At 45.8% G+C, this 24,792-nt stretch carries 21 protein-coding genes; all 21 read left to right on the top strand.

Annotation, left to right across the window (positions count from 1 at the left end; genetic code table 11):
* The first annotated feature begins 123 nt into the window (after positions 1-123).
* The 21 genes from Q5873_RS09005 to Q5873_RS08905 all read left to right on the top strand — a co-directional run bounded on the left by Q5873_RS09005 (position 124) and on the right by Q5873_RS08905 (position 24,333).
* On the top strand, positions 124-1,326 hold the full coding sequence (locus Q5873_RS09005) for a M20 metallopeptidase family protein (RefSeq protein WP_303060488.1): 1,203 nt from the start codon (positions 124-126) through the stop codon (positions 1,324-1,326).
* 3 nt (positions 1,327-1,329) lie between these two features.
* Positions 1,330-2,694: a sodium/glutamate symporter gene (locus tag Q5873_RS09000; protein ID WP_303060487.1), complete on the top strand. Its 1,365-nt coding sequence runs from the start codon at positions 1,330-1,332 to the stop codon at positions 2,692-2,694.
* A gap of 344 nt (positions 2,695-3,038) precedes the next feature.
* Positions 3,039-5,876: an isoleucine--tRNA ligase gene (ileS, locus tag Q5873_RS08995; protein WP_303060486.1), complete on the top strand. Its 2,838-nt coding sequence runs from the start codon at positions 3,039-3,041 to the stop codon at positions 5,874-5,876.
* 420 nt (positions 5,877-6,296) lie between these two features.
* On the top strand, positions 6,297-6,446 hold the full coding sequence (gene rpmG / locus Q5873_RS08990; RefSeq protein WP_028256125.1) for a 50S ribosomal protein L33: 150 nt from the start codon (positions 6,297-6,299) through the stop codon (positions 6,444-6,446).
* 41 nt (positions 6,447-6,487) lie between these two features.
* Positions 6,488-6,712: a preprotein translocase subunit SecE gene (gene secE, locus Q5873_RS08985; RefSeq protein WP_028256126.1), complete on the top strand. Its 225-nt coding sequence runs from the start codon at positions 6,488-6,490 to the stop codon at positions 6,710-6,712.
* An 11-nt stretch (positions 6,713-6,723) separates the two neighbouring features.
* Positions 6,724-7,260: a transcription termination/antitermination protein NusG gene (gene nusG / locus Q5873_RS08980; RefSeq protein WP_028256127.1), complete on the top strand. Its 537-nt coding sequence runs from the start codon at positions 6,724-6,726 to the stop codon at positions 7,258-7,260.
* 110 nt (positions 7,261-7,370) lie between these two features.
* A complete protein-coding gene (gene rplK / locus Q5873_RS08975) occupies positions 7,371-7,796 on the top strand; it encodes a 50S ribosomal protein L11 (RefSeq protein ID WP_028256128.1) in 426 nt (141 codons plus the stop codon).
* Positions 7,797-7,870: 74 nt separating this feature from the next.
* A complete protein-coding gene (rplA, locus tag Q5873_RS08970; RefSeq protein ID WP_028256129.1) occupies positions 7,871-8,581 on the top strand; it encodes a 50S ribosomal protein L1 in 711 nt (236 codons plus the stop codon).
* A gap of 179 nt (positions 8,582-8,760) precedes the next feature.
* Entirely contained in the window at positions 8,761-9,261 is a 501-nt protein-coding gene (gene rplJ, locus Q5873_RS08965; protein ID WP_028256130.1) for a 50S ribosomal protein L10, read from the top strand.
* Between the two features lie 61 nt (positions 9,262-9,322).
* On the top strand, positions 9,323-9,694 hold the full coding sequence (gene rplL / locus Q5873_RS08960) for a 50S ribosomal protein L7/L12 (RefSeq protein ID WP_276626734.1): 372 nt from the start codon (positions 9,323-9,325) through the stop codon (positions 9,692-9,694).
* 525 nt (positions 9,695-10,219) lie between these two features.
* A complete protein-coding gene (locus Q5873_RS08955; protein WP_303060485.1) occupies positions 10,220-11,314 on the top strand; it encodes a FecCD family ABC transporter permease in 1,095 nt (364 codons plus the stop codon).
* 10 nt (positions 11,315-11,324) lie between these two features.
* Positions 11,325-12,131: an ABC transporter ATP-binding protein gene (locus Q5873_RS08950; RefSeq protein WP_303060484.1), complete on the top strand. Its 807-nt coding sequence runs from the start codon at positions 11,325-11,327 to the stop codon at positions 12,129-12,131.
* Positions 12,118-13,110 (top strand): ABC transporter substrate-binding protein, encoded by a 993-nt coding sequence (locus Q5873_RS08945; protein WP_288190542.1) that lies wholly within the window; start codon positions 12,118-12,120, stop codon positions 13,108-13,110. The genes Q5873_RS08950 and Q5873_RS08945 overlap by 14 nt, the downstream gene beginning before the upstream one ends.
* Before the next feature lie 106 nt (positions 13,111-13,216).
* Complete coding sequence (locus Q5873_RS08940; RefSeq protein WP_303060483.1) at positions 13,217-15,139, top strand: TonB-dependent receptor plug domain-containing protein; 1,923 nt, start codon at positions 13,217-13,219, stop codon at positions 15,137-15,139.
* 119 nt (positions 15,140-15,258) lie between these two features.
* The gene (locus Q5873_RS08935; protein WP_303060482.1) at positions 15,259-15,912 is read left to right on the top strand and encodes a MotA/TolQ/ExbB proton channel family protein; all 654 of its coding nucleotides are present in this window, start codon (positions 15,259-15,261) and stop codon (positions 15,910-15,912) included.
* Positions 15,902-16,306, top strand: a complete 405-nt coding sequence (locus Q5873_RS08930) for an ExbD/TolR family protein (RefSeq protein ID WP_028256135.1) — start codon at positions 15,902-15,904, stop codon at positions 16,304-16,306. Before Q5873_RS08935 ends, Q5873_RS08930 begins: the two co-directional genes overlap by 11 nt.
* A 9-nt stretch (positions 16,307-16,315) precedes the next feature.
* Positions 16,316-17,077, top strand: coding sequence for an energy transducer TonB family protein (locus Q5873_RS08925; protein ID WP_303060481.1), 762 nt, complete (start codon positions 16,316-16,318; stop codon positions 17,075-17,077).
* A gap of 184 nt (positions 17,078-17,261) precedes the next feature.
* Positions 17,262-18,797 (top strand): glutamine-hydrolyzing GMP synthase, encoded by a 1,536-nt coding sequence (guaA, locus tag Q5873_RS08920; protein WP_028256137.1) that lies wholly within the window; start codon positions 17,262-17,264, stop codon positions 18,795-18,797.
* A gap of 625 nt (positions 18,798-19,422) precedes the next feature.
* Positions 19,423-21,879 carry a YadA-like family protein gene (locus Q5873_RS08915; protein ID WP_303060480.1) on the top strand — a complete coding sequence of 819 codons (2,457 nt, stop codon included), beginning with the start codon at positions 19,423-19,425 and terminating at the stop codon, positions 21,877-21,879.
* Positions 21,880-22,157: 278 nt separating this feature from the next.
* On the top strand, positions 22,158-22,619 hold the full coding sequence (locus Q5873_RS08910) for a hypothetical protein (RefSeq protein WP_303060479.1): 462 nt from the start codon (positions 22,158-22,160) through the stop codon (positions 22,617-22,619).
* Between the two features lie 103 nt (positions 22,620-22,722).
* Positions 22,723-24,333, top strand: a complete 1,611-nt coding sequence (locus Q5873_RS08905; protein ID WP_303060478.1) for a gamma-glutamyltransferase family protein — start codon at positions 22,723-22,725, stop codon at positions 24,331-24,333.
* Positions 24,334-24,792: the final 459 nt, after the last annotated feature.

Here is a 24,792-nt window from a genome sequence, read left to right as displayed (position 1 = left end):
TTCTATAGAAAGTATAATATAAACATAAGGCGGTCGATGTTACAAACAAATCTACAATCAAGTATAGAGAGAATTAATCATGACAGATGATTGCCGGACCATTGAGAAAAGGAGGGACTGTATATGTTACAGGTTCATGAAGAAGTACAAGCGATGAAGGAACAAATGACGGCGTGGTATGAAGCGTTGCACAAACGACCGGAGCCGTCCTTTGAGGAATATGAAACGACGGAGTTTATTCGGGAAAAGCTAGAGGCCATGGGTGGATACCATATATGGCAGGTCATGAAGACGGGACTTATCGCAGAGATTGAAGGCGGTAAGCTGGGTCCAGTCATTGCGCTGCGTGCCGATATCGATTGCTTGCGCATGCAGGAGCTGACGGATGCACCGTTTAAATCGGAGAAGGAAGGACTCATGCATGGCTGCGGTCATGACGGTCACACGACGATGCTGTTAGCGGCGGCTGCTTTCTTGAGTGCCCATAAGGAAGAGCTTGTCGGCACCTATCGTCTGTTGTTTCAACCGGCGGAGGAATTGCCGCCGGGAGGAGCGCTGGAGTATGTGAAGGCCGGTGTGCTTGATGGTGTTGATTATGTATTGGGACAGCATGTGATGCCCTTTCTGCCGACAGGCCAATTCGGTATAAAGCCGGGACCGATCATGGCGGCATCGGATCGATTCTATATTGCAATTCACGGCAGCGGCGGTCATGCTTCACAGCCGCATTTGACCATTGATCCCGTAGCGGTGGGAATTCAAATCGGTGCCAATCTGCAGATGTTGGTATCGCGCGAAGTAGATCCTTTGGATCAGCTGGTGGTAAGCTTGACGAATTTCCACGCCGGTTCCGGTGCGGTGAATGTCATTCCCGGCGAAGCGGAACTATCCGGCAGTGTGCGAACGTTTAATGAAGACACGCGGCAAATGGCAGCAAAGCGCATCAAGGAAATCGCGGAAAGCGTGGCGGCGGCCCATCGGGCAACGGTAACCGTGAAGTACACCTTCGGTTATGATGCTACGGTTAGCGATGAGTATGTAACCTCCGTCGTGCGCGATGTAGCAGTAGACTCCTTCGGTGAAGAAAACTTGCCGCCCATTACTCCACTTATGGGAGCAGAAGATTTTTCGCGCTATCTTAAGGTGGTGCCGGGATGCTTCTGGTTCCTCGGCATCGGCAATAAAGAGAAGGGCTATACGCATCCCATTCATCACGGCTGCTTCCGCATCGATCCGGATGCATTGCCTTTGGGTGCGGAGCTGCTGCTGAAGAGTGCCTTTGCTTTGGCAGAGCGTCATGAAAGCAGAAGTATACGGGAGGTGTAACATATGACAGGTAAAGTATTGGCGGATATGCTCTATGCCTTAGGCGTACTGAGTATGTTCCTGCTGTTAGGCGTATATATTCGGGCAAAGGTGCCGCTGTTTCAGAAAACATTTATACCCGCCTCGGTTATCGGCGGTTTTATCTTATTGATCTTAGGGCCTATCGGCTTGGGATGGCTTCCTATTCCGAAAGAATGGCTCAAGCTGTATGCGTTGATTCCCGGTATTTTGATTGTGCCCGTAGTGGCTTCGGTGCCGTTGGGGTTGAAACTTAATGCGCAGGATAAAACGCTGCGCGGTGTAATTCCCCTTTTTTGTATCGGCACGGCGGTGGCCATGGCGCAATTTGCGCTGGGCTTCGGCACGCACATTGCGTTTAAAGATAGCTTTGATTTTTATCCTACCTTCGGTTGGGAATTGGGCCTTGGCTATGTAGGCGGTCATGGTACGGCGGGACTGCTCGGCAATATGCTGCAAGGTATGAATCTTGGCTTTTGGGAAACGGCGCAAGGTGTGGCGGTAACGACGGCGACCTTTGGTTTGGTAGGCGGTATTATTATCGGCATGATCCTCATTAATATTGCAGCGCGCAAAGGCTTTACACAGACGTTGCAAAAGCCCGGCGATATTCCGCACAGCTTTAAGGTGGGCTATGAAAAAGATGTTACCAAGCAGCCCTCTATGGGACGGGAAACGACGCTGTCTTCTTCCGTTGATGCGTACGCCTTTCATGTGGCGATTATCATGGCCGTGTGTGCTATGGCCTATGCTGCGTTGGGCGCGGTAAAGGGCGCCAACATTCCGGTGCTCAAAGATATTTCTATTTGGGCGTATTGCATTGTTATTATGTTCATTGTATGGTGGGGGATTTGCAAATTAAAAATCGATTACTTGGTAGACGGTAAGGTGAAGAGCAAGGTGTCCGGATCGCTGACGGAGTTTGCCGTAGTGGCCGCCATCGGCAGCATGCCTGTGCATGCGGTGATGACGTATATCGTGCCCATCCTCGTCATGTGCGTTCTCGGTTATATTTTGACCATGGGAATGCTGTGGGTGCTGTGCAAAAAGCTGCTTCGTTCCTACTGGTTTGAACAGATGATTTCTGTATTCGGTATGTCCACCGGCGTATTCTTGACAGGCGTGTTGTTACTGCGTATTTGCGATCCCGATTTTGAAAGTCCGGTGTTGGCCAATTACTCATTGGCGTACACCTTGTGCAGTGTCACTTACTTTGCACTATTGGCGTTATTCCTTACCACTCTTCTCGAAGGTGGCATTGTGTCGGCCTTCTATCTTGCCATCGGTACGACGGTAGTGCCGCTTATTGCCGCTTTTGTTACAAGTCGTCTCTTTGTAGGCAAGGCATAAGACTCTTTGCTGATAAGGATTAGGATTTTTTCATTGACAAGCAAAGGGAAACTTTTCTATAATACCACTAGTATCCTTTGTGAGGATGATAGAAAGAATACCTAATATTGTGATGATAAAGACGGTCATGGCAGGTAGTCTGCAGCGAGTCGGCGTATGGTGCGAGGCCGATAGATGAAGCGATGACGGATCACTTTTGAGCAAGCAATACCGAATTGCCGGTGAGCACCGTTATATGCGTGAGTGGCTTTGCCAATGGCAGAGTCAGTAGGGTGGTACCACGGATGTTATGCGTTCGTCCCTTCGGGGACGGGCGCTTTTATTTTTGAGAGGAGAGACTGCAAATGGATTATGGCAAAACATTGCATTTACCGGCTACGGAATTCCCAATGCGAGGCAACTTGCCGAAGCGTGAGCCGGAGATTTTAAAATTCTGGGAAGATAATAAAATTTATGAAAAGCGTTTGGAAAAACGCCAGGGCAACAAGCCGTTCGTTCTGCATGACGGACCGCCGTACGCGAACGGTAAGCTTCATATTGGTCACGCTCTGAACAAAACATTAAAAGATATTATTATGAAATACAAGACCATGCAGGGCTATTACACCCCGTACATTCCGGGATGGGATACGCACGGTCTGCCGATTGAACATGCGGTTATTAAAAACACCGGCCTCAATCGTCACGAAATGTCTCCGCTTGATTTGCGCGCTAAATGTAAAGAATATGCGTTGCAGTGCGTAGAAGAACAGAAAAAAGATTTCATTCGCTTTGGTGTATTGGGTCGTTGGGAAAATCCGTACGTAACCTTGCGTCCGGCCTTCGAAGTAAAAGAAATCGGCATCTTCGGTGAAATGGCTAAACGCGGTCATATTTACAAAGGTCTTAAAACCGTATATTGGTGTACGCATTGCGAAACAGCGCTGGCGGAAGCGGAAATCGAATACAAGGAAAAGAAATCCTTCTCCATTTATGTAAAATATGCGTACCTTCAGGAAGTAAAACGCACCTTGCCGGCTGATGTGCCGACGGATAAAGCCTATGCCGTTATCTGGACCACTACACCGTGGACCTTGCCGGCATCGCAGGCTATTTCCGTAAATCCGGAACTCACCTATTCTTGGGTACAGGTAGGTGACGAATACTACTTGATGGCAACGGATCTTGTGGAAGCAGCGCTGAAGGATTGCGGCGTAGAAGACTACAAAGTACTCAACACGTTCAGCGGTGAAGAACTTGAAATGGCTACGTTTAAGCATCCGTTTATCGAACGTACGGTGCCGGTATTCCTCGGCGACCATGTTACGCTCGATGCCGGTACCGGTTGTGTACATACAGCTCCGGCACACGGCGAAGAAGACTTTGGCGTATATATGAAATATAAGAACGACGGCAAGGTTGATTTTGAAATCGCCTCCTTCGTGGGACCGACCGGTGAATATGTAAACGCTGTAGATAACGATCGCTACGGCGATACGGAACAGTCGTTGGCCGGTGTGGAAATTCATGATGCGGAAGTGCCGATTCTGAAAATCGTGGCGCATAACGGAGCGCTCCTTCATAAGGGCACCTTGCGCCATCAGTATGCACATTGCTGGCGTTGTAAAAATCCGGTTATTTACCGCGCTACGGAACAGTGGTTCTCCTCCGTTGACGGCTACCGTCAGCAGGCTCTCGATGTTATCGACAATCAGGTACAGTGGATTCCAAAATGGGGCCATGATCGCATTTACAACATGGTAGCCGATCGCGGCGACTGGTGTATTTCTCGTCAGCGTGCATGGGGTGTGCCGATTCCGATTTTCTATTGTAAAGAATGCGGCGAATACGTATGCAACGATGAAACTATTAAATCCGTTCAGGCATGGGTAGCCAAGGAAGGCTCCGATGCATGGTGGGCTCATACGGAAAAAGAATTGTTGCCGGATGGCTTTACGTGTCCGCATTGCGGTCATGATGAGTTCCGCAAAGAAACGGACATCATGGACGTATGGTTCGACAGCGGTTCCTCTTGGGCAGGCGTACTTGAAAACGAAGGTATTGATGTACCGTGCGCCATGTACCTGGAAGGCTCTGATCAGCATCGCGGTTGGTTTAACTCTTCTCTGTTAACCGGCGTAGCGACTACCGGTCGTGCACCGTACAATGCTGTATTGACTCACGGTTTTGTTGTGGACGGCGAAGGTCGCAAGATGTCCAAGTCCGTTGGTAATACGGTAGCTCCGTCCGATATCATCGATGTATACGGTGCGGACGTTATGCGTCTTTGGGTATCCTCCGCGGATTATCAGGCAGACGTGCGTCTTTCCAAAGACATCGTAAAACAGCTGTCCGAAGTATATCGTAAGATTAGAAATACGTTCCGCTTCCTCCTTGGCAACTTGGATGATTTTGATCCGAACAAGGATAAGGTAGCCTATAAAGATATGACGGAACTCGACAAATGGGCATTGCTCCGCTTGGAAGAAGTACGTCGCAAGGTAACGGAAGCATATGAAAACTATGAATTCCATATCTTGTATCATGCTATTCATAATTTCTGCACCGTTGATCTCAGTGCGTTCTACTTGGATGTATTGAAAGATACAATGTATGCGGAAAAAGCGGACAATAAAGCGCGTCGCAGTGCGCAGACGGCTGTATATGAAATACTTACAACTTTGGTTCGTATGGTAGCGCCGGTATTGTCCTTCACCGCCGAAGAAGTATGGCAGTACATGCCGAAGGAAGAAGGCATGGGTATCAGCGTTATGTTGGAAGATTGGCCGGAAGGTCATAGCGATCACTATGACGAAGCCTTGGCTGATAAATGGAATCGCGTGTTGGCTCTTCGCAGTGAATTGACGAAGGCTCTTGAAAGTGCGCGTCAGAAGAAGGTTATCGGTCATTCCTTGGATGCGGCTATCACCGTATATGCAGACGGCGAAGCATACCAGGCATTGGCCGGACTTGGCAATGAATTCTTGGCTTCCCTTCTCATTGTCAGCGAAGCAAATGTTGTGGAAGGTCGTGCGACGGCACCGGCTGAAGCTGTGGCAACCGAAGAAGGTCACCTCAGCGTAGTCGTAGGTGCCAGCCATTATGAAAAATGCGAACGTTGCTGGATTCATCGCGAATCCGTAGGGCAGGATGCGGAGCATCCGACTCTGTGCCATCGTTGCGCAACTGTATTGGCAGACTAAATAGATAGTAAAATCCCTGTATATAGGCATCGTAAGTCAGGTCTTGCGAATGACATTGCTCAACCTATATACAGGGATTTTTTCTCAGTAGCTGCCATATCATAAACGCAAGCAATGAACAGAGTCGAGGGGGAGAAGAAGCCCGGTCTGGCGAAGGGCGTTCTGCACACCTATGACAGTAGGTCTTTTTGATGCATAGCAAGTCAGGTCTTGCGAATGACATCTAGCAACGATGTTACAGATATTTTATAAATTTTATTGACGACTTTCTTTTCCTCGTGCTATAATAAGCCGTCAGGTTGATGTACCTGGCTTTTTTAAGTTGCCTAAAACTTGACAGACATATAGGGCTGTGGTAGTCTATATAAGCATGTTATCTTTTTGTGCAACAACTAACAGATTAAAGTGAGGTGTATCCGGATGCGTAATGCAGTAACTTTGGCATGTACTGAATGCAAACAGCGTAACTATCAGACCAACAAAAACAAGAAAAACAATCCTGATCGTATTGAAATGATGAAATACTGCAAATTCTGCGGTAAACACACGTTGCATCGCGAAACGAAGTAATTTTATTTCAATAATTCCTGATGATTTAAGGATGTGAAACGATGGCAGGGTCTAACTCGACAGTACAGCAGCGTCGTGGTGGAGCTGGCAAGTTCTTCCGCGAAATGAAGGCTGAACTTAAAAAAGTAGTCTGGCCGACCAAAAAAGAGCTCATCAATTACACAATCGTAGTATTTGTGACAGTTATCTTCATCGCCGTGTTGATCGGTATCGTTGACGGTATCTTCTCAAAACTCTTTGAATTGTTGATGCACTTAGTCGGATAGGAGGCCTTCACATGGAAGCAGATAAGAAATGGTATGTAATTCATACATATTCAGGCTACGAAAATAAAGTAAAAACCAATCTGGAACGCAAGGTGCAGTCCATGGGTATGGAGGATGTTATCAGCCGTATCCTGGTTCCGTTAGAGGAAGCCACCGAAGAGAAGGATGGGGTTAAAAAAGTAGTTAAGCGTAAAATTTTCCCGGGCTATGTACTCGTTGAAATGGAAGTCAACGATAAATCCTGGTATGTGGTGCGCAATACGCCTGGTGTAACGGGGTTTGTAGGCTCTGCTACGAAACCGGTACCGTTATCTGATTCCGAGGTCGAATATATTCTCAAATCACAGGGATTGGATCAAAAGCCGAAACAGGATATTGATGTTGAGGTAGGCGAAACAGTGCGCATTACTTCCGGTGCCTTTGAAAATATTTTGGGCGTTATCGATGAGATTAATCACGAAAAAGGAACATTGAAGCTTACGGTGGAAGTGTTCAATCGTGAAACTCCGGTAGAGGTAGAATTCTCTCAAGTTGAGAAAATTCTTTAATATATATACATATAACTCTAAAAACTTTTTAGGCGGCTTTGGTGGTCGCCAGTGGGAGGATATAAACATCCGTTACCACCACATTTTGAGCGCAAGGAGGTGTAATCACCATGGCTAAAAAAGTTGTTAAAATGGTAAAACTTCAGTGTGAAGCAGGAAAGGCTAGTCCGGCACCACCGATTGGTCCGGCACTAGGTCAGGCTGGTGTTAATATTATGGCATTCGTTAAGGAATTTAACGAACGCACTGCACAGCAGGCCGGTTTGACAATTCCTGTAGTTATTACTGTATTTGATGATAGAAGCTTCACTTTTATCACTAAGACGCCGCCGGCAGCTGTTCTCTTGAAGAAAGCAGCAGGTATCCAGAAGGGTTCCGGCGTACCGAACCGTGATAAGGTAGCAAAAGTTGGTCGCGATAAAGTTCGTGAAATCGCTGAACTTAAAATGCCTGACTTGAATGCAAATACTGTAGAACAAGGCATGCGTATGGTAGAAGGTACTGCACGCAGCATGGGTATTGAAATCGTTGATTAATGAGCGTACGACGTGTGCCTAGCACACATCGGTGGGAGGGTATTCCCGTTTAACCACATAAGGAGGAAATTAAGATGGCAAAAGTAGGTAAGAAATACGCTGAAGCAGCTAAACTTATCGAAGCCGGCAAATTCTACGAACCGGTAGAAGCTGTTGAGCTTGTTAAGAAAACTGCTACTGCTAAATTCGACGAAACTGTTGAAATCTCTTTCAACTTGAACGTCGATCCTAAATACGCTGATCAACAAGTTCGTGGTGCCGTTGTTTTACCGCATGGTACTGGTAAAACTAAACGCGTACTCGTATTTGCGAAAGGCGATAAAATTAAAGAAGCTGAGGAAGCCGGCGCAGATTACGTTGGTTCCGAAGAATTAGTGGCTAAAATCCAGGGCGGCTGGAGCGACTTCGATGTTGCTGTAGCAACTCCGGACATGATGGGTCAGGTTGGTCGTCTCGGTAAAATCTTGGGTCCTAAAGGCTTGATGCCGAACCCGAAGGTTGGTACCGTTACTATGGACGTGGCTCGTGCCGTTAATGAAATCAAAGCCGGTAAGATTGAATATCGTACCGACAAAGCCGGTATCATTGCTTGTGCAATCGGTAAAGCATCTTTCGACGCTGAAAAATTGCTTGACAACTATCGCACAATCGTTGATACTATTATCAAGGCTAAACCGGCAGCTGCTAAAGGTCAGTACATTAAGTCTGTAACCTTGAGCGCTACTATGGGCCCCGGTGTTCCGCTTAACGTTTTCAAATTGACTAACGTTACTAAGGAACAGTAATTACATATGTTCTCTTAGCTGTAGACCGCAGGTATGTATAATGGATGCAAATCCGCCCGCAGAGGCTGACACCGAATCTTGATACGAAACGGTTACGACCTCATCGCGTTGCGGTGGGGTCGTTTTTTACGCTAAGATAGTACATAGAGCATCACCAAAATCTACAAGGAGGTATTCTAATGGCTGTCACTACAGAAAAACAGGCAATTGTTGCTCAGATGAAAGAAAACCTTTCCGAAGCAAAAGGTGCCGTATTGGTTGGTTACAATGGCTTGACAGTAGCACAGGTAACCGATCTTCGCCGTAAGTTCTTGGCAGAAGGCGTTGAATATAAAGTAATCAAAAATACTTTGACTCGCATCGCTGTTAACGAACTCGGCCTTGAAGGCTTCGCTGAACATTTGGAAGGCCCGACTGCGTTGGCTATTTCCAAAACTGATGCCGTAGCTCCGGCTCGCATTATCGAAGACTTCATTAAAGATACTAAAACCGAAGCAATTAATGTAAAGGTTGGTATTGTTGAGGGTAAAGTGGTTGACGCTGAAGAAGTTAAGGCTGTTGCAAAACTGCCGAACCACGAAGGCATGCTTTCCATGCTTCTTTCCGTACTTCAGGCGCCGATCCGCAACGTGGCTTATGCAGTAAAAGCTGTTGCAGACAAAGACGAAACCGTAGCTTAATCTCTACGAATACAATCTTGGTATGGTTAAATAGTAATATACAACATGGAGGAAATACATCATGGCACTTAACATCGAAAACATCGTTGCTGAATTGAAAGAAGCAACTATCCTTGAATTAAATGATCTTGTAAAAGCAATTGAAGAAGAATTCGGCGTAACTGCTGCTGCTCCGGTAGCTGTAGCTGCTGCTGGTGGCGCTGCTGCCGCTGGCGAAGAAAAATCCGACTTCGACGTAATCTTGAAAGACGCTGGCGCTTCCAAAATCAACGTTATCAAAGTTGTTCGTGAAGCAACTGGTCTTGGCCTTAAAGAAGCAAAAGCTTTGGTTGACGGCGCTCCGTCCCCGATCAAAGAAGGCGCTCCGAAAGCTGACGCTGAAGCTCTTAAAGCTAAATTGGAAGAAGCAGGCGCATCTGTTGAACTTAAATAATTCGGCTGCAGCATGAGCTGCTCCGTAGAAATCGCCTCGGTGCATGTATGTGCATCGAGGCGATTTTTTTATTCTATGACTTGATGCATTTATTATAGAGATACGTTTATCATATAAGCCTACAGACAGTAGATAAGCCAAGCGTTCTGAAGTGCTTGCCATTCAAGAGTTTTTGTTGAAGGGTGTACCGCTAATTGTACTGCTAATTGAGTTTCTGTTGAAGGGTGTATTGATACTCTGATAGTATCTTGAAGAAATTAATGGGACGCATGGGGTTATCTTATAAAATAGATGATATGCGGGGAAGAAAAATTTTAAATCCGGTTATTTGCATAGGTTATTGACAGAGAGGGCCTGCGTAGGATACAATAGGTTTCGCGAAAACATAAATGAGATAAAATATCATTTATACAAATAGACAATTAACAAACATAGATTCATAACGCCAAGTGTGCGTGTAATTCATTTCAAAAAACCGTGGGTACGGTTTCTTCATACGTGTGTATATAAAAGAGAGGTTTTACTATGGCAAAAGCCAAGGTAGCGGCCTCGGTGAAGGACTATCCCGGTACAACATTACAGGCGCATTCGCAGACAAGGTACAGTTGGGTCCTTCCGGGCCTGACTGTTTTTTTATTTATTGTGATGATAGGCGCTATCAGTATTGGCAGTACGATGATCAGTGGTAGCGATACGTTACGGATTATAGCAGCCAAGCTGGGTGGCTATGATGAAGTGCCTCACATAGCACCGGCATTGGTGGATATTGTTTGGGATTTGCGAGTGCCGCGTGTTATCTTGGCGGCTACTGTCGGTGCCGGTTTGGCATTGGCCGGTGTCATTATGCAAGCATCGGTACAAAATCCATTGGCGGAGCCTTTTATTTTAGGCATTGCCTCCGGTGCTTCCGTAGGCGCGGTAGTGGCCATCCTCTTGGGAGATATAATCGGAGTCTCTATGGGACTTCCTTTATGGGCATTCTTCGGTGCGTTAGGTGCTACTTTGTCGGTACTGGCTCTTTCCGGTATGGGCAGGCGGATATCAACGGTCAAGCTTGTGTTGGCCGGTGCCGTTGTCAGCGCATTGTGTACGGCATTGTCTAATTTTATCGTGTACATGGCGGCCGACGCGGAAGGAATGCAAAGCGCTGCGTTTTGGACGATGGGCTCGTTGGCGGATGCCAAATGGGAGCGTTTGCTTTGGCCGGTATCGGTTGTAGCGTTGATGAGTGTATATTTTCTATCGCAAGTGCGCATTTTGGATGCCATGTTGTTAGGCGAAGATATTGCTCTCACGCTAGGTATCAACGTACACGGCAAACGACGTTGGTACATGGCGCTGGTTGCCTTATTGACAGGTCTTCTTGTAGCGCAATGCGGCATCATTGGTTTTGTGGGATTGGTGATTCCGCACATGGCACGCAGTATATGGGGCGCCGGACATAAGCGATTATTGCCGGTGGTTATTCTCAGCGGAGCCCTATTTCTGGTGGTTGCTGATTTGTTGTCGCGCATTTTGTTACCAGCCGGTGATTTGCCTGTTGGAATTTTAACGGCTTTGTTAGGTGCGCCGTTGTTTATGAAATTATTATTTGGTAAAGCAAATAATTTTGGCGGTTAGGAGGGATGGTATGGCAGATAATGTAAAAAAGCTAAGGCTACATGAAATTCGCATTGACGGACTGTCTTACACCGTAGACGATGCCACAATTTTGCATGATCTCAGTGTTACCCTCCCGGCTGATCGTTTTGTAGGACTCATCGGCCCGAACGGTTGTGGTAAATCAACATTGTTAAAGCATTTGTATCGTGTGCTTCCGGTTCAGCAAGGGGCGATTTATTTTAATGATGTCCCTATCTCCGATATCTCTTTAGGAGAAGCAGCACAGTGCATCGGTGTTATGGGACAATTTCATGCGGTGCAGTTTGATTTCACTGTATGGCAGGTAGCCATGATGGGACGGACGCCGTATAAAAAACATTTCGATGAAGATACGGAAGAGGATTATCGCATAGCCGCCGAAGCGTTGCGGCGCGTTGGCATGTGGGAAAAAGCAGAGCGCAGCTTTTTGTCTTTGTCCGGCGGTGAACAGCAGCGCGTCATGTTAGCACGAGTGCTCACGCAGGAGCCGACGTATCTTATTTTGGATGAGCCGACCAATCACCTGGACATTACGTATCAATTTGAGTTGTTGTCCTTGGTGAAAGACTTAGACATTGGAGTTATTGCGGCTCTTCATGATTTGAATTTAGCGGCTATGTTCTGCGATGAAGTCGTAGTCATGGAGAAGGGACGCGTGGTGACAATGGGACCACCGAATGCGGTATTGACGGAGAATTTGATTCAACGTATTTATGGCGTACCCAGTGTAGTGAGTCGTCATCCGGAAGGTTATCCGATGATTCGTTACGAAAGGCCGAGCCATGGACCGGCGTAAGGTGTGGCCTCGTTTCATTCGCTTTGTGAGCGTAGCCATGTGGACCTTGATCGTAGGAACCGTGCTTTTACTTGCCTTCGGCCATGGACGCTTTCCGTCGTGGGGGCAAGGGGAAGCAACGAATCAAGACACTTCGCATAGACCGCAGCGTGTCCTGGTAACCTATCCGGGGGCAACAGAACTTTTGATTGATCTAGGCGAGGCACATCGCATTGTGGGGACAGTGGCACCTTACGGTGTGGAACCGCCACAATATAAACGTCGGTACGAAGCGTTGCCGATTATCGACGCGCCTTACGTGCCCAGTCGCGAAGACGTGTTGGCCTTGAAGCCGGACATGATCATTGCATGGTCTCATCATTTTACGCCTACCTACTTAGGCGATGAAAGTAATTGGCAAAGACGGGGCATAACTACGTATGTTGTACCGGCTACGATTCGTAAAGGGCAACCGACAGTAGAGAGTACGGTGTTTCCTTTCATTGATGACATGGGTCGCATATTCGGCATCGAAGAGAAAGCGACTGCATATAAAAAAAGTTTGGTCAACCGTGTAAATGCGGTTCTGGTCAATGCTGAAAAACGAAAGACAATGGGGCGAGAGCCAACGGTTCTTATTTTACAAGCCCATGGTCACAGCACGTATAGTTTATACGGACCGATTTATGTTATCGACGATATTGTAAAAAAAGCAGGCGGTCGCAATTTGGTAAAACACCAGCTGTCGCAGGTAGGGCCGGAACGAGTACTCGGGTTTGATCCCGATTATATTGTGTATGTGTATGCCGGTGATACGAGCGGCCATGTGCCGACGGATGAAGAGATGAAAGCATCGCTCATGGCCGATGAAAATTTACGTCATATGCGTGCTGTTATGAACGGTCATATTATACCGGTTGCTTTCAGCGATGTGAATAATGGCAATGGTCGTACCATTACGGCGTTGGAAAAGATAAATAATGGATTGAGTGAGTTTTAACAGTCGCTACAAACGACAATTTTGTACAGCTTGTATTTGCGTGATGCGTTGTGTAGTGAAGAGACGTGTGAATTTTGATAGAGAGTTTGTAAAGGAGTAGTAATTAATGAAGTCTATGATGAACAAAGCGATGTTAACAACCTTGGTGGGGCTGGCGTTAAGTGGATCCGCCGTATCGTTGGCTGCCGATGTGCAGGATACGGTATATGATTTCGGCGAGGCTATTACGACGGCCAGCCGCATGGCAGAAAAGAAAATTGATGTGCCGGCGGACACGACGGTGATTACCGCAGAGACGATTGAAAAGGGAAATTATGCAAATGTGTCTGATGCGTTGAAGGCGAATAATGTGCCGGTGGTACAAAAAGGATTTGCGGCGTATCCAGAATTGAATGGTGACACACGAGTTCTTGTTATGGTAAATGGCCGTCGCATGAATTGGGATCATCTAGTTGTCAGCGGTGCCAGCAATGCAGTGAATATTGATCAAATCCCTATGGAAAATGTAGAACGTATTGAAGTAGTGAAGGGACCAAATTCGGCGTTATATGGTGAACGTGCTGTAGCCGGAGTAATTAATATTATTACTAAAGAACCTGAGGAAGGAAATAAAACAACAGTGCGTGCTGAGTACGGAACTTGGAAAGCACGTAAAGCATCACTTATCACGCAAGGCGGCGATACTAATGATCGTTACATGATTACGTATAGCAAGGAACGGCAAAATAATTATAATTATAAAGATGCCAACGGTAATACTCATGAATTTCCCAATAGCTATATAAATCGTGATATGGTTACGGCCCGTTATGATCATAATTATAGTGATGACAGATTATCAGTTGATTTTTCTCGTTCGGAAAAGAAGGACGGTTATGGTATTTCTCTCAAAAATCCTTTAGCAGGTATTTCCAATTATCCGACCGGTAAGCACCATGTCATTGATGCATCTTACGGTGTAACTTATACCTTCGGGGCGTTGACGGAAGGGGAAGGTACCTTCGTACGTGCCTATCGCAATACGGAGAAGACAGATTCCGGTTATGGCAATAGTCCGTATAGTCATGATTTGGCCTATGATGTGGTAGATGGTCAGAAAACGTGGAAGTTAGGTAATCACACGGTGGTGGCGGGTTCGTCGTATAGTAAGGAACATATTCAAGAAGCCAATGCAGGGGTATCCTTCGATAAAAAGGCCATTGTAAAATCGTTGTTTGTGGAAGATAAGTGGGACTTAGGTAGCGGCTGGGCGCTGAACTATGGTACGCGCTTTGAAGATCATGACACCTTTGGTGGTGACTGGGCTTCCCATGTAGGACTTAATAAAAAAATATCGGACGGCACTCATGTATATCTATCTTGGGGACAAGCTGTTAATAACCCTACGTTGAAGATGCTCTATGCAAATACTAAATATTGGAAAGGAAACCCTGATCTTAAACAGGAAAAATCACATACTACTACTCTTGGTATTGACAGTCAAGTCAATGACAAACTATCTGTATCTGCCAGTGTCTATGACAGCCGCTTAAAAAATGCACAGAGCTGGGTGAATGGATATGAAGTCAAGGGCACGGATGATTATGTGCCGGGGTATTATATCAATGCCAATCGTGAAAAACGGCGCGGTCTTAATCTAAATGCTCATTATAAAATCGATGATTCATGGGGAGTGCGTGCTGGCTATCGCTATAGCAAGATTGAACAAGATACAGGTAATGGATTCTCCAATTGGGAAGACAATCGCGAACCAAATGCATATAGCTTTGAAGTTACCTATGATAAAAATCGTTGGTCCGTAAGCTCCCTCGTGCAGTATATAACAGGCCGTTCGGAAAAACGATACACGGATACATCTTATGTAACTTGGGATATGAACGTAAATTATCGGTTGAATGAAGCCACAAAGTTCTATGTAAAAGGATTTAACTTAACTAATGAATCTTACGAAATCGTACCGAGTGTAACTCTTGGTGCTTATGCTATGCCGGAGCGTCACTTTGTTATCGGTATGGAGCATTCGTTCTAAGCACAATGCAAAATAAATTGTATAAGCCAACATGAGAATAATCGAATAGGCAAGTGTTTACTATAAATGAAAGGACGACATCAATTGAAGTCTGATAGAGAAAATGAGGAGGAATACGTATGGAACTGTTAGCTATGTTTCATCAAGGTGGGTTGGTTATGTATCCGCTGTTACTGTGCTCTATTATCGCGGTAGCTATTTTAGTGGAACGATTGAGAACGTATAAGAAAGCAAAATCAAATATGGCAATGCTGCGGGAAGAGATTCCTGCTCATATCCATGAACGGGAGACGTTGCTGGATATTTGCGTTCGCGACGGTGGCGTAGCTGCCGAGATGGTATATGCCGGAGCAGCGCAGGGTGGTACGCCGGAGCAACAAAATCAGCGCATGCAAAGCGCAGCGGTAACGATTGCCGGTCGCTTGCGTTCGTATCTAAATTACTTGGAAACCATCGTTACCCTGGCACCGCTTTTGGGCTTGCTCGGTACGGTAACCGGTATGATTAGCTCCTTCAATGTGCTTTCCGTAGCTGATGGTCAACCCTTTGCAATTACCGCCGGTGTAGGGGAAGCCTTGATTGCGACGGCTACCGGTCTTTGTGTGGCTATTATCGCGTTAGTAATTCACACCTATCTGGTACAGGTCCAAGATAAACTAATCACGGATATGGAAGAAATGGGTAATGTGTATATAGGCGCGTTGACCGGTATGCCGCTGATGAATGACGGTGAGCAGGTACGTGAAGTAGCAGGTGATGTAAGTGCAGCTTAGAAGTTTACGGACAACCAACAAACCACGCTTAATGATTATTCCCATGATTGACATCATTTTTTTCCTGCTGGTGTTTTTCATGATGAGTATGCTTTCCATGGTCGTGCAACGATCGATGCCGGTGCATTTGCCGACGGCTTCGGCCAGTGCGGTTGATGTGCAGCGTAAAATTCCTATTACGGTAACACAAGACGGTAAGATTTATGTGGAAGAAGAACAGACTACCTTGGATGGTATGATGACGCGATTACAATTGGAAAAGGCAAAAGGCCAGGAGATTACGATTATCCTGCGCGCCGATACAAAAGCGGAATACGGTGCCTTTGTACAAGTGCTGGACACACTGAAACAAATGGACATTACTAAAATTGCCGTAGCCACGGAACGTAAGTAGGTGATGGACATGGAGCCTACAAAAGAGTGGCAGCCTTTTGCCCATAGGTACACATCGTGGCGCATGCCGTGGTTGGTTTCACTGGGCATCAATGCGTTACTGGTATTGGGACTGGTAACTTTTATGATGCTTCCTGCCGGTGAAACCGACGCCTCTAAAGGTGTGGACATTGCTATTGTCAGTGACAGCGACGCTGGTTCGGCTCCTGCGAAGGGACCGAAGGTGACAGCGCCTGCGCAGGCAAAGGTAGCACCGCCCAAGCCATTGTCACCGGAGGCAGTAAAAGCGATTCAAAATGGAGTACCTGTGAAAGAAGTGGAAAAAACATATACGCCGCAGACTGCGGCGACAACGACAACAGCAACAGAAACCGGTGTATCCGCGGCGGTAAGCGGTGATGGTTCCGGCAATGGTGCGTCAACGGGTAGCACAGGAAATGACGGCAATGGATTGGGTACGGGAGAAGGTACCGGCGGTGGCATCGGCGATAAAGCGGCTCCTGCACCGCCGCATGATCCCGTTATCGTAGCACCGCAGTTAATACGTGCCCATCAACCGACATTGCATTTGAATGCTACTGTTGTGGTGGGGATGTACATTGATGAAAACGGCAATGTTACCGATGTAGATGTGGTAAGTGCCGAAGGCGATAGTCGAGCCGTAGGGCCTTCGTTGGCGGCGGCAAGAAAATTTAAGTTTTCCCCGAAGACAATCGATGGTGTGGGCGCACCGTCATACGGAACGCGCACGTTTACATATAGGCAGGGGTAGAGAAGAACATCGTTATTCATGTTGAATCCGCTGACGGTTAACTTCGATATAAGGGGGACTGTTTACCGCTAGCAACCTATGATATAATATAGGGACGAAGACTATTCCGGGCAGGACAATATACGGCTTGCCCTAGACTCGGCAAAACAGTAGCACAATATGTGAACGATTGAGGGAGGATATAATGAACCAAAAAGAGCTCGTTATCGTTGTTGACTTTGGTGGACAGTATAATCAGCTGATTGCCCGTCGCGTCCGTGAAAACCACGTGTATTGCGAAGTGTATCCGTATAATAAAGCGGTGGCAAAAATTAAAGAGTTACAGCCGACAGGTATTATCTTTACCGGTGGTCCGAACAGTGTATATGAAGAAGGATCGCCGCGTATTGAAAAAGAAGTATTTGAAATGGGGATTCCCGTACTCGGCCTTTGCTACGGTATGCAGCTTATGGCCCATACTTTGGGTGGTGAAGTAAAATCGGCTGCGGCTCGCGAGTTCGGTAAAACGCCGACAAAGGTAAACACGGCCTCTCCGCTTTTTAAGGGATTATCCGAAGAAGAAATTGTTTGGATGAGCCATGTGGACTATGTAGCACAGGTTCCGGAAGGATTTGAAATCGTAGCACATACGGATAACTGCCCGGTGGCAGCCATGCAGAATCCGGCGCGCAAGCTTTATGCTATGCAGTATCATCCGGAAGTGCTTCACAGTGAACACGGCAAGGAAATGATTCATAACTTCCTTTTTGAAGTATGCGGTTGCAAGGGCGAATGGACAATGGCTAACTATGCCAAGACCGCTATTGAAGATATTCGCAAAACCGTTGGTGATGGCAAAGTGTTGTTAGCTTTGTCCGGCGGTGTAGACAGTTCTGTAGCGGCAGCCCTTATTTCCAAAGCTATCGGAAGCCAGTTGACTTGTATTTTTGTTGACCATGGCTTGATGCGTAAGAATGAAGGCGACGAAGTAGAAGCAGCGTTTAAAGATTCCGGTATGAACTTCATTCGTGTTGATGCGGCAGACCGTTTCCTCGGTCGCTTGGCCGGTGTGGAAGAACCGGAAAAGAAACGTAAAATCATCGGTGAAGAATTCATTCGTGTATTCGAAGACGAAGGCCGTAAGATTGGCTCCGTTGATTTCTTGGCACAGGGCACGATTTATCCGGACGTTATCGAATCCGGTGCAGGTGATGCGGCGGTGATTAAGAGTCATCATAACGTAGGTGGCTTGCCGGCTGTTGTTGATTTCAAAGGCCTTATCGAACCACTTCGCAATCTTTTTAAAGATGAAGTGCGCGAGTTAGGTGCCGAATTGGGTTTAGCGGATTACCTCGTATGGCGTCAGCCGTTCCCGGGACCGGGGTTGGCTATTCGTGTTATGGGTGAAATTACGCGTGAAAAGTTGGATATCCTTCGTGATGCAGATGCCATTTTCCGCGAAGAAATTGCCAATGCTAAATTAGACCGCAGCATTAATCAGTACTTTGCGGTGTTGACGACAACGCGTACTGTAGGTGTTATGGGTGACTTCCGCACATATGACTATACCTTGGCATTGCGCGGTGTAACTACAACTGACTTTATGACTGCCGATTGGGCGCGTATTCCTTATGATGTATTGGATACAATTTCCAGTCGAATCATTAACGAAGTACAGCACATTAATCGCATTGTGTACGATATTACATCTAAGCCGCCGGCTACCATTGAATGGGAATAAGTTAATATAGCTGTAACAGACAATTTGTAGTAAGTTGATGAACCGATACCTTTGTTATTGAAAACCATGTTATAGTGGTTGAGGGGCAAGGGTATCGGCTTTTTTGTACTTTGTGTATAGCTATATTGTTGACTATGACTAAGGGCTTTTCTGATCTTGGATAAAAGAAGATAGATATTTTTTCAATTTATGATGTACGATATACATGTCTTTAGGGGAGTAGATGTAGGATACGTTTGACAGTGGGCAGATATCTTCTGTATAATTAACTTAATTAAATAAGCAGAATGCAAGATTTGAAAAAATAATGGAAGGAGGTGTGTTGTGATGGCTCCCGTTGAAGCAGTAATGGAACAAAATAACGTAACAGTGAGAGAAAAACGATCGTATTTAATGCATGAAATTTCAGGGGGGGGGGTATACTTATAAAAATAATCTGTATGTAATTAAAAATAGATATAAAAGTAGAACGATTGCGAGCCGTTATGTAAATAACGGCCTTTTGTGTTGCCATTTTATAGCTTTGAAGGATGCCATTATAACATGCATAACTCATTAAAGAGGGGCAAGCTGTTTATTTATACAAAAAATGTTGTATTGGTTATAGAGCGATAGGGTGAGTAATATGAAAGTAAATAAATCGCAATTAACAAAATTAATTTTATCCAGCGTAATGGCAACTTCTGTAGTGGGTGGTGCCATGGCGGCAGTGAGTGATCAGGATTTTTCGAATCTGCAAACAGATGTAAATATTATCAGTGCTAAAGTAACGCGTATAGATGGTGAATTAAGGGATATAAAGAATACGGTAAATGATGCATCTACAGCACAGCAAGGGGCAGAAGAAGCTAAAACCGGTGCGGAAGCGGCACAGCAGGGAGCTGAAATGGCTCAATCTGCAGCAGAAGCTGCACAGAATAAGGCAGAAGTAGCACAGCAGGGAGCCGAAACAGCTCAATCTGCAGCAGAAACTGCACAGAGCAAAGCCGAAGCAGCACAGCAGGGAGCCGAAACGGCTCAGGCAGCAGCAGAAACAGCACAGAGTAAGGCCGAAGCAGCACAGCAGGGAGCTGAAACGGCTCAGGCAGCAGCAGAAACAGCACAGAGTAAGGCCGAAGTAGCACAGCAGGGAGCCGAAACGGCTCAGGCAGCAGCAGAAACTGCACAGAGTAAGGCCGAAGCAGCACAGCAGGGAGCTGAAACGGCTCAGGCAACAGCAGAAACTGCACAGAGTAAGGCCGAAGTAGCACAACAGGGAGCCGAAACAGCACAAGCTGCAGCGGAAGCCGCACAGGGCAAGGCCGAAGTAGCGCAGCAGGGAGCCGAAACAGCGCAGAGCGCAGCAGAAACTGCACAGAGTAAAGCCGAAGCAGCACAGCAGGGAGCCGAAACAGCGCAGAGCGCAGCAGAAACTGCACAGAGTAAAGCCGAAGCAGCACAGCAGGGAGCCGAAACGGCTCAGGCAGCAGCAGAAGCTGCACAGGGAAAGGCAGAAGCAGCACAGCAGGGAGCCGAAACAGCGCAGACAGCAGCCGAAGCAGCACAAACGGGAGCCGAAACAGCTCAGAGTGCAGCAGAAACTGCACAGAGCAAAGCCGAAGCAGCACAGCAGGGAGCTGAAACTGCTCAGGCAGCAGCAGAAACTGCACAGAGTAAGGCCGAAGCAGCACAAGCGGGAGCCGAAACAGCACAAGCTGCAGCGGAAGCCGCACAGGGCAAGGCAGAAGTAGCACAGCAGGGAGCCGAAACAGCTAAGGGTGCAGCAGAAGCAGCAAAAAGTGCTGCAGAAGTAAGTGCAGATACGGCTCAAAAAGCTGCAGAAAAAGCTGAAGAGATTGGTAATAAGTTTGCACAGGCTAAAAAGGATGTAGAAGAAGCTACAGCAAAAGCGCAAACAGTAACCGGACAGGTAGATACGCTTACAGGGCAAGTTGGAGAAATTGCTTTAGAAAATACAAAGCAAGCAGAGGCTATTAACGCCCTTAAAGACGCTAACACGGAATTGACAGATAAGGTGGATGCAGAAGTAGTTAAAAGGGATGCTGCGGATTTGAAATTGACTGGGGTAATCGGTCAGGAAATGTCTGATCGCAAAGCAGCCGATGTAGCAGAAAAGTGGGCACGCGTAGCTGCCGATAAGAAAGAGGCGGATGCTCGTGAAGCAGCAGATAAGAAGTTAAACGGTAAGATTAATAGTGAAACATTAAAACGGATTGCTGCTGATGAAGGTTTGCGGCACAGTATTAATACAACCAACGAAAATGTAAAAACAGTTAATGCGCAGAGTATTGTAAGAGATGCAAAATTAGATAAGAAAATAGCAGACGAAGCAAATACGCGCGAATTAGAAGATAAGAAGTTAAATAGTAAGATTAATAGTGAAACATTAAAACGGATTGCTGCTGATGAAGGTTTGCGGCACAGTATTAATACAACCAACGAAAATGTAAAAACAGTTAATGCGCAGAGTATTATAAGAGATGCAAAATTAGATAAGAAAATAGCAGACGAAGCAACTACGCGCAAAGAAGAAGATAATAAGTTAAATAGTAAGATTGTTGCTGAAAGTTGGGCACGCTCTGCCGCTGATGCTCGTTTGAGTGAACGTATTGATCAGAGTAATGCAGCCCTTGACAATGAAACTAAAGAACGTAAAGCTGCTGATACTGAACTTAGCAATCGCATCCATAGTGTATCTAAAGATGTTAAGAAGGTAGGTGCACGAGCTGCTGCTTTAGCAGGTTTACATCCGCTTGATTTTGATGAAACAACCAAGTTTAGCTTTGCCGCTGCCACGGGTAGTTACAAGAGTGAAAATAGCGTAGCTCTTGGTGCATTCTATCGCCCGAATAAAAATGTTATGGTAAGTGCAGGTAGTACTCTTGGCAGTGATGCAGCTTATAATTTGGGTATTAGCTTCAAGTTTGGTAGTGAAACAGCTAAGACAGAAGTAAATAGCTTCTCTACACAACAACTTTATGCCGCTGTAGCTGAATTGCAACGTCAGATGGCTGCCCAACAGCAAACAATTGAAGCGCAGCAGCAAGAAATTAATGCTTTAAAAAATGCTCAGAATGCATAAATAGTGTTTGGTCATACTTGTTCCAATTACTCACACTCAACAAGTATTTGACTATAGATAAAAGGTTGAATTAAAGCTTTTTATCGAAAAATGGATGGCATTGAAAGAAATGTCATCCATTTTTTATTTTTTCCACAATGCAAATCAAATGAAGATAAGTTATAGATATACTATGCATAGCACTACATAAGGAAATAAATTGTACCTACATCTATATCTAAGTCTATAGATTTAGATGCTTTGTTCATGTTACAATATAAAACAAAAATATACTAACAGTGAACATGCTCTGTTTGCTGCTCTTTTTAATCAGTTTTATGACAGGACTTATTCCGCCGGAGACGATTGTAGCGATTCCGGTTATTAACGGAGGTATTGTGGCTACGCAGATGATGACACAAACGGCAATGGATCATGGACTTGCTTTGGCAGCAGCATTGGGGACAATTACCTTTGCGGTGCAAAAATTTGTAGGTACACCGATTGCTTCCTTTTTCGGTTTAAAAGAAGTACGCCTACTTTTAGAGGAATACCGGCGCACCGGTATAAATCCTAGTCATAAAGAGGAAGCGATTACGGGCGAAAGGCAGACGTTTGTTAATAGAAATAAAAAGTATTTTGCTGCATTTATGTGCTTGGCTATGACCGGCTTCTTTGGATGGATTGCCTTTTGCATCGGAAAAGTTACCGGTGTGAGTTATACCATTTGGTGCTTGTTGTTGGGGGCCTATCTACGGTAACATCATTGTCAGTAATTATGGCAGGAATATTAGAGAATGTATTGTAAATTGAATAGAGTGTAACTTTAGAAGCAAAAAGTAGAGAGTGAAGGAGGAGAGATGTATGTTACATTCTGATGCACAGGATTATCCGTATACGTCAAAACGAAATGTAGTCTATGCGAAAAATGGCATGGTATGCGTAGGAAATCCCACGGCCGCATCGGCGGGATTACAAACGCTGCTAAAAGGAGGCAATGCTGTTGATGCAGCTATTACGGTAGCGGCTATGCAACCGGTAGTAGAGCCGACGGGAAACGGCCTCGGTTCGGATTGCTTTGCCATTGTGTGGTACAAGGGGAAGATGTATGGGATTAACGGCAGTGGTCCGGCTCCTAAGCTGGCATCGATACAAGCGTTGAAAGAGCGTGGTTATGATACGATTCCCTCATATGGTGTAGAGCCGATTAATGTACCCGGCGCCGTAGGAGCGTGGATGGCTTTGCACGAACGATTCGGTTCATTGGATTTGATGACGGTTATGGAGCCGGCTATTCGCTATGCGGAGGAAGGGTACCCAGTATCACCGAATATTAGCCGATTATGGGAAGAAGCTGAAGGAATTTATACTAAATTTAAGGCGCGACCGGAGTTTCAAGGCTGGTTCGATACGTTTTTGCCTCAAGGCCGTTATTACCGTCCGGGAGAAGTATTTGCCTCTAAGGATTTGGCGCGAACATTGCGGCGGATTGCAGAGACGAAAGGCGAGGATTTTTACCGTGGCGAATTGTCAAAGACCGTAGATGCTTTTATGAAAAAGCATAATGGGTTCTTGCGTTATGAAGATTTAGCGGCATATACTCCGGAATGGGTTGAGCCTATCAGCGTGAACTATCACGGTTATGATATATGGGAGCTTCCGCCTAACGGTCATGGGATTACCGTGTTGATGGCGCTAAATATATTGAAGGCTTGGAATTTTACGGAGAGAGATACCGTAGAAACGATGCATCGTCAAATCGAAGCGATGAAGTTGAGCTTTGTGGATACAAAGGAGTATGTAGCTGAGCCGTCGCATATGAAAGTGACGGTAGAAGAGCTGTTGTCAGAGCGTTACGCTGCAGATCGTCGCGCTCTTATCGGTACTGAAGCCATTGAACCGGTGGTTGGTGATCCGCAGTATAGTTCGACAGTTTATTTTTCAGTGGCTGATAAAGACGGCAATATGGTTTCTTTCATTCAAAGTAACTATCGTGGCTTTGGATCGGGCATTGTTGTACCGGGAACGGGAATTTCCTTCAATGACAGGGCAGAAAACTTTTCTTTTGATGAAAGCCATCCTAATGCGCTAGTCGGCGGTAAACGACCATACCATACGATTATTCCTGCATTCCTTACTAAAGATGGTGAAGCTGTAGCTTCTTTTGGGATTATGGGGGGCTTTATGCAACCACAGGCACATGTGCAGGTAGCGATGAATCTTATTGATTTTGGCCTTAATCCTCAGCAGGCATTGGATGCACCGCGGTGGCAGTGGATTGGTGGTAAACGAGTAGAGGTAGAGCAGGAGACACCTAATCATATCATTCGTCTTTTGCAGAGACGCGGACATGAAATTATCGTACAACCGGATCCGTATCATATGGGACGAGGACAGATTATTGTCCGTGATAAGAATGGTATTCTTTGTGGTGCAACGGAAAAACGGACGGATGGGCAAATTGCGTCGTATTAATTAGAATCAACAAGGGGTGACTAATGATAGAATACAAAACTAAGTGGCAAGGACAAGAACCAGTGAGGCTTAGACAATAGAAAAAATTAAGAATGTATAAGCTATAATGGAACTTGTATGAACCAATCTCGTACAAGCGCATGGCATGTGAATTGTATCTTATGTGAATATATTTTAATAAGAAGGACCTCTTTCGTGTGAAGTGAACCCCTTTTGTTAGATTGTGTCTAACAAAAGGGGTTCGCTTCATTATGGGGGTCTGTTTATTTTGGAAAAAGACGGTGTGCAGTTTCATGATCATAATGTTGCCGCACTGTAAATCGTATGGTTTACAAAGAAAAAATTTTAAGTGGACGATAATATTTTACAGATTCAACGTCATGTATACAAAAAACAATAAAAAAATGGCTCTTCTGGCATCCCTGTGGGTAAGAAATGCCGCTTTCCCTTGTAATCAAG

The organism is Veillonella magna, assembly GCF_959600285.1.
In the GTDB taxonomy this organism is placed as follows: Bacteria; Bacillota; Negativicutes; order Veillonellales; family Veillonellaceae; genus Veillonella_A; species Veillonella_A magna.
The sequence above is the reverse complement of the archived record's forward strand: the minus strand, read 5'-3'. Positions and strand labels throughout refer to the sequence as shown.